The organism is Parabacteroides faecalis (assembly GCF_022809355.1).
Classification (GTDB): Bacteria; Bacteroidota; Bacteroidia; order Bacteroidales; family Tannerellaceae; genus Parabacteroides; species Parabacteroides faecalis.
Genome location: NZ_JAKZMM010000032.1, coordinates 17,723 through 31,280, shown reverse-complemented (window position 1 = coordinate 31,280; position 13,558 = coordinate 17,723). Strand labels below are relative to the sequence as shown.

At 41.6% G+C, this 13,558-nt stretch carries 9 protein-coding genes; 4 read left to right on the top strand and 5 right to left on the bottom strand.

Translation table 11 applies throughout. The annotated features are described in order from the left end of the window. Position 1: 1 nt before the first annotated feature. Complete coding sequence (locus MUN53_RS12360) at positions 2 to 1,936, bottom strand: NAD(+) synthase (protein WP_022455982.1); 1,935 nt, start codon at positions 1,934 to 1,936, stop codon at positions 2 to 4. A gap of 218 nt (positions 1,937 to 2,154) precedes the next feature. Between MUN53_RS12360 and MUN53_RS12355 the strand changes: the two genes are divergently transcribed. Continuing rightward, positions 2,155 to 3,378 carry an MFS transporter gene (locus MUN53_RS12355; RefSeq protein ID WP_394803076.1) on the top strand — a complete coding sequence of 408 codons (1,224 nt, stop codon included), beginning with the start codon at positions 2,155 to 2,157 and terminating at the stop codon, positions 3,376 to 3,378. A gap of 93 nt (positions 3,379 to 3,471) precedes the next feature. Here MUN53_RS12355 and MUN53_RS12350 read toward each other — a convergent pair whose 3' ends face one another. Then, positions 3,472 to 4,686 (bottom strand): multidrug effflux MFS transporter, encoded by a 1,215-nt coding sequence (locus MUN53_RS12350; protein WP_243325724.1) that lies wholly within the window; start codon positions 4,684 to 4,686, stop codon positions 3,472 to 3,474. A gap of 146 nt (positions 4,687 to 4,832) precedes the next feature. On the opposite strand from MUN53_RS12350, the gene MUN53_RS12345 reads away from it, so the two are divergent. From MUN53_RS12345 to MUN53_RS12335, 3 genes are all read left to right on the top strand, one after another. Next, positions 4,833 to 5,693, top strand: a complete 861-nt coding sequence (locus MUN53_RS12345) for a helix-turn-helix domain-containing protein (protein ID WP_243325723.1) — start codon at positions 4,833 to 4,835, stop codon at positions 5,691 to 5,693. A gap of 150 nt (positions 5,694 to 5,843) precedes the next feature. Continuing rightward, on the top strand, positions 5,844 to 8,306 hold the full coding sequence (pheT, locus tag MUN53_RS12340) for a phenylalanine--tRNA ligase subunit beta (protein WP_243325721.1): 2,463 nt from the start codon (positions 5,844 to 5,846) through the stop codon (positions 8,304 to 8,306). A gap of 51 nt (positions 8,307 to 8,357) precedes the next feature. Beyond that, positions 8,358 to 9,095: a YebC/PmpR family DNA-binding transcriptional regulator gene (locus tag MUN53_RS12335; RefSeq protein WP_243325720.1), complete on the top strand. Its 738-nt coding sequence runs from the start codon at positions 8,358 to 8,360 to the stop codon at positions 9,093 to 9,095. Between the two features lie 420 nt (positions 9,096 to 9,515). Here MUN53_RS12335 and MUN53_RS12330 read toward each other — a convergent pair whose 3' ends face one another. From MUN53_RS12330 to MUN53_RS12320, 3 genes are all read right to left on the bottom strand, one after another. Then, entirely contained in the window at positions 9,516 to 11,291 is a 1,776-nt protein-coding gene (locus tag MUN53_RS12330) for a sensor histidine kinase (protein ID WP_243325719.1), read from the bottom strand. A 40-nt stretch (positions 11,292 to 11,331) separates the two neighbouring features. Continuing rightward, entirely contained in the window at positions 11,332 to 12,027 is a 696-nt protein-coding gene (locus MUN53_RS12325; RefSeq protein WP_022456026.1) for a response regulator transcription factor, read from the bottom strand. A 111-nt stretch (positions 12,028 to 12,138) separates the two neighbouring features. Beyond that, a complete protein-coding gene (locus MUN53_RS12320; RefSeq protein ID WP_243325718.1) occupies positions 12,139 to 13,398 on the bottom strand; it encodes an Nramp family divalent metal transporter in 1,260 nt (419 codons plus the stop codon). Positions 13,399 to 13,558: the final 160 nt, after the last annotated feature.

The following is a 13,558-nucleotide window of genomic DNA, read 5'->3' as shown; positions in this document are numbered from 1 at the left end:
ATTATAATTTCTCTATTTCTTTCAGCCAAAGAGTCGCGGCTGCATCGCTAGGCATGCGCCAATCTCCACGAGGGGAAAGACTGATACTTCCTACTTTCGGGCCGTCGGGCAGACAACTGCGCTTAAACTGCTGCTGGAAGAAGCGACGGAAGAATGTATATAACCATTTCTTTATCGTTTCGTCCGAATAAGCTCCGCGGAATGCTTCTTGAGCCAGATAGTAAATCTTGGCAGGCGTTGCGCCAAAACGGATGAAATGATAGAGGAAGAAATCATGCAATTCATAAGGCCCTACCAGATCTTCTGTTTTCTGCTTGATATTTCCCTGTTCGTCTGCCGGAATCAGTTCCGGACTGATGGGCGTATCCAGGATGTCGAGTAATGTTTCTTTGGAATCTTCATCAACCCGGTTGTGTGCGACCCATTCAACCAAGTATTTTACTAATGTCTTCGGGATACTTCCGTTAACACCATACATCGACATGTGATCACCATTATAGGTAGCCCAGCCTAAAGCCAGCTCCGATAAATCGCCCGTACCGATTACCAGACCGTTTTCCTTATTTGCTACGTCCATCAGAATTTGTGTACGTTCGCGAGCCTGACTGTTTTCATACGTAACATCATGTAGATTGGCATCATGGTGAATATCCTGGAAGTGCTGCATACATGCTTCTTTGATGGATATTTCCCGGAAAGTAACGCCCAAAGAATGAATCAGACTGACAGCATTACGATAGGTTCGTCCTGTGGTACCGAATCCGGGCATGGTAATTCCAATGATGCGGTTACGCGGAATCTTAAGTAAGTCGAACGTCATGACGGTTACCAAAAGCGCCAGTGTCGAATCTAGTCCACCGGAAATACCGACAACCGCCGTCTTGGCATGCGCATGTACGATTCGTTTAGCCAGACCGGCTGTTTGAATCTGGAAGATTTCTTCACAGCGTTCGCGTAAAGCGGCTCCTTCAGGAGTGAACGGATGCGGATCAATGGTTCTGGATAGCATGTTGGCTGTCTCTTTCCGGTATTCCGGCAATATGAATTCCAGTTCAAATCCCCGATCTGTATCTTTGGCTAAACAACCTTCCGAGAAAGAGGTAGATACGAGACGGTCGTGATACAAATATTCGACGTCGATATCGGAGATGATTAATTGTTCATCCAATGAGAATCGTTTGGATTCAGCCAGAATAACTCCGTTTTCTGCAATTAAAGCACTGCCCGAGAAAACCAAGTCGGTTGTCGATTCGCCGAAACCACTTGATGCATACACATAACCGCAGATACAACGTGCTGATTGCTGGGCTACGAGTTGTTTACGATAGGCATGTTTGCCGATCAATTCGTTGCTGGCTGACAGATTCACAATGATATTGGCTCCCAACATTGCCAATTCGGAACTGGGAGGAACAGGCATCCACAAGTCTTCACAGATTTCTACGCCGACAGCTACATCATTTGCAATGATGATCATTTGCTTTTGCAGCGGATAGAAATGATCGCCGATCTCAACAAAATCATTATCCAGGTCATTCGCCGAAGTAAACCAACGTTTCTCTTGAAACTCTTTGTAGTTTGGCAGATAGGTTTTCGGCACAACTCCGAGGATTTTACCTTCCTGTATGGCAATGGCCGCATTGATCAGCTTGTTGTCTGTCCGTAACGGAGCGCCGACAAATGCCAAAAGAGGTAAGTCTGCCGTATTTTCGGCTAACTGGAGTAAGGCATTTTCTGCACTGTTCAACAGAAGATCTTGTTGGAACAAGTCCAGGCAAGTATAACCTGTTACCGACAATTCCGGGAAGACGATGATTTGTACGCCTTTATCGGCAGCCTTACGCATCATCTTCTCCATTTGTGTGATATTATAGATGCAATCAGCCACTTGTATATTAGGAACAGCTGCTGCAACCTTTACAAATCCGTAATTCATCCTATAATTGTATTAAAGTAGAACACAAAAGTACTGTTTTTTCTGGTTATCTTTGCAATGATTATTTTACATATTCTACTTTTATAAGCACAGTTTAGTGGTAACAGAAGCTATTCATCGGATAAGTAGAAAATCGAAGAGTTTTTTAAGTGACAGACTTTCTCTTAAATACTGTTCAGCAAGTGAATTATTAATTAAATGAAAAGATAAATATGGAGATGAAAGAACAATTGGCATATCCTAAAGAGCGGATCCGTTATGCGGTTCTGTCGTTTTTTCTTGCACAAGGATTATGCTTTTCGAGTTGGGCAAGCCGGATTCCGGATGTGAAGGCGATGTTTGATGTGTATGATGTGTTTTATTGGGGATTGGTTTTGTTCCTGATACCGGTGGGAAAGTTTGTAGCTATTCCTTTGGCAGGATTTCTGGTTTCCCGATTAGGTAGTCGGATTATGGTGCAGGCAAGTGTGTTTGGATATGCGTTGTCTTTGTTCTTGATAGGAGCTGTTTCCTCTATTTATGCGTTGGGAGCTTGTCTTTTCTTCTTTGGTGTATTTTGGAATATGTGCGATATATCGTTGAATACACAAGGTATAGTTATCGAACGTCTGTTTGGGCGGACAATTATGGCTTCCTTCCATGGCGGTTGGAGTTTGGCTGCTTGTCTGGGAGCCGTTATCGGATTCTTTATGATTATGGCTGGTGTTCCTCCTTTTATCCATTTCTCTGTTTCTGCCTTGTTAATCCTATTGATTATCCTTTGTGGCAGACGTTATTTGCAGGATGATCGGGTTCGTCAGTTTGAAGAAGTGGAAGTTAAGGAAGAAAAGGGGCAGAAAGAAACTCCCGCTTTATTAAGCTTTATCCGTAAACCGGAATTGATTCTGATTCAATTCGGTTTAGCTGGTTTGTTCGGATTAATAGTTGAAAGTGCGATGTTCGACTGGAGTGGCCTTTACTTTGAATCCGTATTGCAAGTTCCTAAATCACTTCAAATCGGCTTCTTGGTATTTATGGTGATGATGACGGTCGGACGTTTCTTGGCAAATTGGGCGTATGGTCGCTTGGGCAAGCAGCGAGTCTTGCAATTAGCCGGAGCCTTTATATTCATTGGCTTCTTTGTATCGGCATTATTAGGCGGTGTATTCGACAATATGATTCTGAAAGTAGTTGTCAATTCATTGGGCTTTATGTTGGTTGGATTAGGCATTTCCTGTGTTGTGCCTACTATTTATAGTTTGGTAGGAGCGAAGTCTCATACTCCGGTTGGAATAGCTTTGACTATTCTGTCCAGCATTAGTTTTGTTGGTTCTCTTGTCGCTCCGGTGTTAATTGGTGCTATTTCCAAAGCTTTTGATTTGGAATATGCTTATTTGGTTGTTGGCGTATTAGGACTTTGTCTCTTCCTGATGACTACCTATTGTAAGGCTTTCCGTGAGTAATAAAGAAAGTTGCTGAATCATTCACTGGTATAATAAATCCCCTAAAAGTAGCTGTTTGCTTGTCTGCCGGTTACTTTTAGGGGATTTTTCTATTTATAGATTCATGGATGATTGGGTCGTCTTGAGTATTTTCGCCAAAGAGAATTTTCGGTTTAAAGCTCGTAATGTGCAAATGAAAGAGCCTAATGAACCTATTATAAATACCAGTCCGGTTGAAATCAGAATGTTCCCCAATCCGACAAGAGGAGAAACCAGTCCGCCGAAAGCGAAACCTAAAGCACCTAATAAGGCAGAAGCAATACCTGCATTAGACCGGGCACTATCCATTGCCAATGTATTGGAGGCTGTGAACGTTAAACCTAACATGAGTAGCAAGCCAATGAGTAAGGTTTCATATACCCAAAAGCTGCAATTGGAATAAAAGGCGATAAATAAACAAACAGAAGCTAATACCATACCTATACTTCCGGTATATAATGCTTGTTCCGGATGTCTGAATTTAGCTGCTGAAGCGGCAGCTATGCCAATTGCAATTGCGTTGATACCAAAGCAGACGCTGAACATAAAAGGAGAGAATCCATAATGCTGTTGCATGATGAAGGGAGAAGAAGCAATGTTGGCAAACAGAACACTCTGTGCAAAGCCACTTTGAAGAATATAACAAACGTAACTGCGATTGTGAAGTACTGTAATTAAACCGTGATAGACATCAATCCATTTTGTCTTTCCCCGTTTCTCGGCCGGTAGTGTGTCATTAAAATGAATACTTCCGGCAAGTAATAAGATTCCGATGAGAAACAGTACCCAGAAGATGCCTTGCCAGCCTGTTATATCGGCCATTGTTCCTCCAAGAATTGGAGCAGCCACCGGAGCTATTCCGTTAATGGCTCCGATAATGGCCAGCATTTTGGCCAATTCTTTTCCGCTGTATTTATCAGCTGCAATGGATCGGGAAATAACAATTCCACCGGCTCCGGCTATTCCTTGAATAAGTCTCCACCCAACAAATTGGATGATGTTTGGAGAATAAATACATCCGATAGTGGATATCAGGAATAAGCTTAGTGCACTGATAAGCGGAAATCTTCTGCCATATTTATCGCTTAAAGGACCGAATAATAATTGTCCGACAGCCAGTCCGATCATACTGGTTGTTAATCCGAGTTGGATGAATGATGAACTGGTATTGAAAAACTGTGACATAGCGGGCAACGTTGGTAAATACATATCCGTAACGAAAGGCCCGAAAGCCGTAAGCATTCCTAAAAAGATAAGAATGAATAGTTTTGAATTTCTTCTTGTACCCATTGTTGATTTTTATTTTGCGGCAAAATTAGAGAATCTGTTGCAGTCTTTTTGTTTCGTTTGTTCTACAGAATTTTTCATAATCGGAATAAAATACTTCTGAATATGGTTGAAAAGGCTTATTTTTGTTTCATAAAATTCCAAGCTCGATGGATCTTGCTAAACTGACATCTCTTTCTTCCATTTATTACGAAGAGACAAATCTGGATTTTCTTCGTCCGTTGCCACAGATGTTTTCCTGTGGTGTTCAAATGATTTGTACTCAAGGCGAGGCGCTTGTCTCGACAGGAGCACAGCATTTCTCTTTAAAGCCGATGTGTGAATTGATTTTTTGGAACGGAAGTATTATGCATCTTCTGGATTCATCGGCAGATTTTCAAGTCCGTTTGCTACTTTATCCTCAATCGTTATTTTTGAAAGTCGCTGTTTCTTTGGATACGACTTATTTCAATTATATGCGCGAATTCCCTTATTTTGAACATGGGAAAGACGGACATACGGAAAGTTGGAAGTCGGTTAATTTATGGATGGATATGGCAGAAATGTTATTTTCCGGAAAATCGGGCCCTTTTGTTGAGAGATTGTCTGAGAATTATCTGCAAAGTATGCTGATGTGGATTTTTTCATCTATTCCGGGACAGTATATTTCTGCCACAGAATCTTATACCAGAAAGCAAATGCTCTTTCATCGTTTCATGCATTTGGTACATGAATATGCACTCAAAGAGCATCAAGTCTCTTTTTATGCGGAAAAACTTTGTATATCGCCCCGTTATTTATGTGCGATCACGGCTACGTATTCGCAAGGGAAGACTCCCAAACAATTAATTGACGAGCAGTTATCTGCCGAAGTAATGGTGCAGTTAAATAACCTGGATTTATCGTTGTCTGAAATAGCCAGTATATGCAGTTTCCCTGATTCTTCCTATTTAAGTCGCTTTTTCAAGAAAATAATGGGTATATCGCCCAATGAATACCGGCTGAAAAGAATTTCCGGAAGTGAACTTTGAGCAGACATTTGTATTTATGAAAAGTAAAGAATTGTTTTATTCTCTCGATTATTATTTCTATTTTTGCAAGTCATTAAGGCGTGAGTTATTGTTTTTAGGTATATAAGGTAACTCATTCAGGAAAGAGAATATAGAAAAACTTAAATAACGATGAACATATCTTACAACTGGCTGAAAGAATATCTTGATTTCGATTTACAGCCTGAAGAAGTAGCAGATGCCCTGACTTCCATTGGTCTGGAAACGGGCGGTATTGAAGAAGTGCAGACCATCAAAGGTGGCTTGGAAGGACTGGTAATCGGCGAAGTACTTACCTGTGAGGCTCATCCCAATTCAGATCATTTACATGTGACAACAGTTAATGTGGGTAGCGGTGAACCGTTACAGATCGTTTGTGGTGCGCCGAATGTTGCTGCCGGTCAGAAAGTCGTAGTAGCCGTTAATGGAACCAAGTTATACGATGGTGATAAGGAATTTACCATTAAGCGGTCTAAACTGCGTGGTGTAGAGTCGAATGGTATGATCTGTGCAGAAGACGAAATAGGCGTTGGTACCGATCATTCGGGCATTATTGTATTGCCGGCTGATGCCGTTGTAGGAACTCCTGCTAAAGAATACTATAATATAAAGAGCGATTATGTATTGGAAGTGGACATTACACCGAACCGTGTGGATGCTACTTCTCATTTCGGTGTTGCTCGTGACTTGGCTGCTTATCTGAAGCAAAACGGAAAGCCGTCTGCATTGAAACGTCCTTCTGTGGATGCTTTCCAGATTGACGACCAAACTCCGGCCATTCAGGTAGAAGTAGTGAATACAGAAGCTTGCTTGCGTTATTCAGGTGTAACGATAAAAGGTGTGACCGTCAAAGAAAGTCCGGAATGGTTGCAAAACAAACTGCGTACAATTGGTCTGCGTCCAATCAATAACGTGGTGGATATAACGAATTATATCTTGCATGGTATGGGACAACCGTTGCATTCATTTGATGCAGGTAAAATAAAAGGTGGTAAAGTTATCGTTAAGTCTGCCGAAGAAGGACAGAAGTTTGTTACCCTTGACGGTGTAGAACGCACTTTGACAGCTCGCGATCTGATGATTTGTAACACCGAAGAGCCTATGTGTATTGCTGGTGTATTCGGCGGTTTGGAATCAGGTGTTACTGAGAATACAACAGATGTATTCTTGGAATCAGCTACTTTCCATCCTACATGGATTCGTAAGAGTGCACGCCGTTTCGGTTTGAATACAGATGCTTCTTTCCGTTATGAACGTGGTTTGGATCCGAATGTAACAGTTTATATCTTGAAATATGCGGCTTTGCTGGTGAAAGAACTGGCTGGCGGAACTATTACAGGCGATATTCAGGATATTTATCCGACAGTATTTAATCCGTATCAGGTAAATATTACTTATGATAAGATCAACTCTCTGACAGGAAAGGTTATTCCGGTAGAAACTGTGAAGAGTATTCTGGAGAGTCTGGAAATGAAGATTACGAACGAAACAGCCGAAGGTTTAAGCCTGGAAGTTCCGGTTTATCGTATCGATGTTCAGCGTGATGTGGATGTTATCGAAGATATTCTGCGTATTTATGGTTATAATAACATCGAGTTTAGCGATCATGTCAAATCAAATCTGAGCTATCAGACACCGACTGATCATAGCTATAAGATGCAGAACCTGATTTCTGAGCAATTGTGTGGTTGTGGTTTCAATGAAATCCTGAATAACTCATTGACTCGTTCGGCTTATTATGATAAGTTGACTACGTATCCGGCTGATCATTGTGTGATGCTGATGAATCCGTTGAGTGCGGACTTGAACTGTATGCGTCAGACATTGTTGTTCGGTGGTTTGGAAAGCGTAGAACACAATATGAAGCGTAAGAATGGAAATATCCGCTTCTTTGAGTTCGGTAACTGTTACGGTTATAATAAGGAAAACAAGAAAGAAGATCAGGCTTTGGGTGAATTCAGTGAAGATTACCGCTTGGCTTTGTGGTTGTGTGGTAACCGTGTTGAAAACAACTGGGCTCATCCGAACGAGAAGTCATCTGTATATGAACTGAAAGCTTATGTAGAAAATATGCTGGTTCGCTTGGGCGTGAACCTGAAGAAGGTGATCTTCGGTAATCTGACAAATGATATTTATGACGCTGCTTTGAGTATCACGACGCAATCCGGCAAGCAACTGGGTACAATGGGTATCGTTAGCCATAAGATTTGTAAGGCTATGGATATTGATACCGAAGTTTACTTTGCCGAATTCTCTTGGAACGCGTTGATGAAGGAAACGAAGAAGAACAAAGTAACTTATACGGATTTGTCGAAGTTCCCGGCTGTTAAGCGTGATTTGGCTTTGCTGTTGGATAAGGCTGTTCAGTTTGCCGAAATCCAGAAGATTGCACAGGAAAGCGAACGTAAGCTGTTGAAGGATGTGACTTTGTTTGATGTTTATGAAGGAAAGAATCTGCCGGCAGGCAAGAAATCGTATGCGGTTAGCTTCTATTTGCAGGATGAAACAAAGACATTGAACGATAAGCAGATTGATGCCATCATGAAGAAGATCCAGACTAACCTGGAACAGAAGCTGGGTGCACAGCTGCGATAATGGGATGAAATAAGGACTATATTAAAAATAATAATAAAACAATAACATAGTATGGGAAGAGCGTTTGAGTTCCGTAAAGCAAGAAAGTTTAAACGTTGGGGCAATATGGCCCGTGTATTTACAAAACTGGGTAAGGAAATCACCATTTGTGCTAAACAAGGTGGTCCGGAACCAGAAAACAATCCGCGTTTGCGTGTCTTGATGCAGACAGCCAAGAAGGAAAACATGCCGAAGGAAAACGTGGAAAGAGCTATCAAGCGTGCTGTATCAAAAGACTTCACTGATTATAAGGAAATGAATTACGAAGGTTACGGTCCTTTTGGTATTGCCATCTTCGTAGAAACAGCTACAGATAATACAACACGTACGGTAGCCAATGTACGTAGTTACTTCAACAAATGTGGCGGTTCGTTAGGTACAACAGGTAGCTTGGAATTCTTGTTTACTCACAAGTGTGTATTCCATATCGTGAAACCGGAAAATGTTTCTTTGGATGATTTGGAACTGGAATTGATCGACTTTGGTGTAGATGAACTGGATGTAGACGACGAAAGCAATGAAGTTGTTCTGTACGGTGAATTTGCCCAGAATGCAGCTATCCAGAAGTATTTGGAAGAAAACGGATATGAAATCACAAGTAGTGAGTTCGTTCGTATTCCGAATGATTTGAAGGAAGTAACTCCGGAACAGCGTGAAACAATCGAAAAGCTGATCGAAAAGCTGGAAGAAGACGACGATGTTCAGAATGTTTTCCATAACATGAAGGAAGACGACAGCGAGGAAGAATAATCTTTCCCGTTGATTAAGCATACGAAAGCCAGAGGTGAGCGTTCATCTCTGGCTTTTTTTGTGTCTTCATTAAACGATGATGGTTGTTTCTTGTAGAGTCAATCCAGTCAATGAATAAGAGCAATAAGAGTCAACCCCTTTTATTTATAAAGAGATTTTAAGTCAACTAAATCCATTAAATGACAAGGATTAAATCTGATTCATAAGAGATTTTTACCGTTTCACCCGGGTGATTCGATCGTTTCACCCTTGTGGTACGATCGTCCCACCTAGGTGAAACGATCATTCCACCTACGTGGAACGATAAAAAATAAACGACATTTGGATATCTTTTTGCTGAGGATCACAAAAATACCCCGCCAGAAGTCTGTTGTTTAACTTGAGGCGGGGCATTTTATGGATGTGAAAAGCCCAATGCTTTTAGATATGTTTCTTCAGGGTAAATAGGAAGCTGATGCCTTTTCCCTTTTGGCTCTTGGCCGAAATCTGTCCTTTGTGGAAAAGAACGGCATTCTTTACGATCGAAAGGCCTAATCCGGTTCCTCCCAGTTTGCGACTACGGCCCTTATCGACTCGGTAGAAGCGCTCGAAGATACGGTTGATATGTTCTTCTTCAACTCCGATACCGTTGTCCGAGAAGTTGAAATAATAGAATTTCTCGTCTTCTTTATAACAGGTCAGGTTGATGGTAATGTTTTCTCCTGCGTAAGCGATGGAGTTGTCGAACAGATTCCGGAAGATGGAGTAAAGCAAAGAATGATTTCCGTGAATGATTGCGTTTGGCGGCAAGCAGATTTGGGTGGAAATATGTTTCTCTTCCATCTTTTGGGCACATTCATGCTCTATTTCCTGTACCAGCTGATTGATATTGATGTCGGTCAGATCAAACATGGATCCGGCTTCATCCATCCGGTTCAAGACGGAAATATCCTGCAACAGAACCGTCAGCCGCGTACTTTGTGAGTAGCAACGTTCGATAAAGAATTTCTGTTTGTCTGCCGGCAGATCCGGATTGTTGATAATCGTTTCCAAGTATCCTTGAATGCTGCTGACCGGAGTCTTCAGTTCGTGGGCAATATTCTGCGTCAATTGTCTTTTCATCCGGCTTTCTTCTTCCTGGCGGGAAATATCGTTGATCGAGATTTCGTAACTGTTGTTGAGGAACATCATACATTCAACCAGGAAAATCTTACCGCCTTTATCGATGGTGATAGTCTCACGTAAGACACGTTTATGGGCCGATCCTTTATGTTCTTCCAGGAAGTTCCGGATAGGAGCAAGCTCTTCCAAGTCCAATACTTCTTCGGCTGCGTGGATTGGCGTGTCGGAAATCAGATTGGCAAACTGGATATAAAGGATGTTCGACAGGATTTCCTGTCCGTCGTCGGTAAACATCGCAAAGCCTTCCCGTGAATACTGGAAATGTTTGATGATCTTTTCCCGTTCGACCGCCAAATCGTTTTTCGCTTTTTGCTGTTTATGATATAGGGTAATGATCTGTTTCGAGATATCACCCAGTTCGTCGTTGGGGAAGATATAATCCTCGTCATCTTGTTTGACATCCCGAATGTTTCGGGCAAAGTCTCTTAATTTGGAGATCGTTTGTCCGATACTCAAGGTGAATTTAGACAATACGAAGAGGAAAATCACGACCATCAACCCCATAAAATAGATAAAATCCTTGTTGATGGCCAATACACCTTTCACATACGGGTCGTATGGTATTGCCGTCCGATAGATATAATTGTTGATATTGGAAGCGGAGTAGAAGTAACGCTTTCCGGTAGTCCGCGATTTTCGGATGGAAAAACTCTTTTTAGTCAGTCGTGCGTTATGTACTTCGCTTCGGTCGTTATGATTCTCAAAGATATCATTTCCGCTGTTGTCAAATAATACGTCTCCCTCCGGATTGATAACCGTTACGCGGATATCTTTCTGCGGAATTTCATTGAGAAATGTCTGAATGATACTATCAATCCGATGTGTTTTCTCATGCTGGATGCGATAATGAATCTGATGATTGTATGTCTTTAAGACGGTATCCAGCTTTTCTTGGGCAAATTCGGTTTCCCGTTGGTATTGAAAGATCAACACACATCCGGTGAATCCGAGAAAAATAAAGAAGATAGACCAAAACAATCGTTGGCTAAACGGTATCCGGTTGTTCGTAATTATTTTTTCTGTTTTATTTTCCATTCAACATTCCTTTCGTATAATTCTTTCCAGGATACGGCATTCAACCTTCAAAACAGTATCCGAAGCCGAGGCGCGTCACAATGTTCTTTCCGTATTCTCCGATTTTCTTGCGCAGACGAGTGATATTAACGTCGATCGTTCGGTCGAGTACATATACTTCATCTTTCCATACACGCGACAATATTTCTTCGCGAGAGAAAACATGGTTGATATTCTCAAGCAGGAGTTTCAGAATCTCAAACTCCTTTTTGGTCAGTGCCACTTCTTCTCCGTTGATCGAAGCTTTGATACGCTGGGTATCCAATTTCAGTGTATTATACGTCAGGATATTTTCGTTGACAGGCTTCTTTTCTTCCATACTTCTTCTTAATACAGCCTTGACACGAGCCTGTACCTGCTTGATCGAAAAAGGTTTGGAAATATAATCGTCGGCACCCAAGTTGAATCCTGTCAGCATATCGTTTTCGGTGTCTTTGGCTGTCAGGAATATAATCGGAATATGAGCTGTCTTCTCATTTTTCTTCAGCATGCTTGCCAACTTGAAACCTGATATTTCTCCCATCATAACATCAAGCAAGAGCAAGTCGTAATCGGTTAGATTCAGTGTAAGTGCTTCTTCTGCACTGTAAGCTGTATCTACTTCGTATCCTTCTGTTTCGAGGTTGAATTTCAAGATTTCGCACAAATCTTCTTCGTCATCAACGACCAGGATATGAGGATTTTGTTTTGTTGCCATAGTACTTTTATTATATTTTTCAATTCTATTGCAAAGGAACGATTGCTATGTTTCGGTTAAATGAAATCAATATTACAATCTTATTACAAAACATCGGATGGTTTCTCATCCTCAGCCTATAACCAACTGTGCCAAAAGAAACAGATTGAGCAGGCTGACGATGGTACCTAATATCAGTAATACGATATTCGTTAACCGGCTATTGGCAAATTCGCCCATTACCTTTTTACTGGATGTGAGATAAACCTGCGTAAAGATAGTAATTGGTAATTGAATACTCAGTACCATTTGCGAAAGGATCAGTCCGCGGAAAGGATCACCTACAACAAAGATCAGAAGGAGAGCCGGAAGGAAAGAACAAAGCACACCTATTTTCGAGTGTATATCTTTGTGATGGTAAGCTTCTCCGAAGATACCGGCGAAGATGGAAGCTCCGGCAATACCCGAAGTTATCGTAGATGAAATACCCGCCATTAATAAAGCGACAGCAAAGATGACACCGGCATTGTTCCCAACGAGCGGGAATAAGAGCTGTTGTGCCTGATCCAGTTCGCTGACAGCTATTTTCTCCTGAAAGAAGGTCGAAGCCGCCAGAATAATCATTGCCGAATTAATGCCCCAGCCGATTACCATTGACAGGAGCGTATCGTAGAATTCATATTTAAGTTGTTTGTGAATGACGGTCTTGTCTTCCAGATTCCATTTCCGGCTCTGTATCACTTCGGAATGTAAGAACAGGTTATGAGGCATTACGACGGCACCCAATACACTCATGACAATCAGCAGGGAATGATCCGGAAACGAAGGTTTGATCCAACCTACGGCAGCTTCCTGCCAGTTAACATCTACCAGCGCCAGTTCATACAGGAAAGAAAGTCCGATGATGGAAACGAACATGATGATCCAGCGTTCTATTTTGCTGTAGGTATTGCTTAGCAACATAATCAGACACGCCAGTGTTACAATAACAGCTCCGGCTTTGATCGGAATACTGAATAACATCTTCAAGGCAATGGCGCCACCTAATATTTCAGCAAGTGAAGTGGAAATACTTGCCATCATGGCAGAAATCAAAATCGGCAGGCTGAGTTTTTTAGGTAAATATTGGGTTGTCGCTTCAGATAGGCATAGTCCGGTCACGATTCCCAAGTGTGCAACGTTATGCTGGATAATAATCAGCATGATGGACGAGAAGGTAACGACCCAAAGTAAAGCATATCCAAACTCAGATCCGGCAGCCAGATTGGTGGCCCAATTACCCGGATCAATGAATCCGACGGTGACAAGCAATCCGGGTCCGATGTATTTCAATAATTCGAGTGCTCCGGAATGCGGATGATGGTTACGTTTCAGCTTTTCCAGTATATTCATTGTCTTCGCTTTTTAAGTTCAACAGTTTATTATTTCTCAATGCTTACAGATAATTCTATCAATAAATAACAGTTTATCCGTTCACTTTGTTTTTGTTGAGCTGATGAAGAATCTTTAATGGGCTGTATTTTCATAAATATACGGATCTTTTATCGAAGAT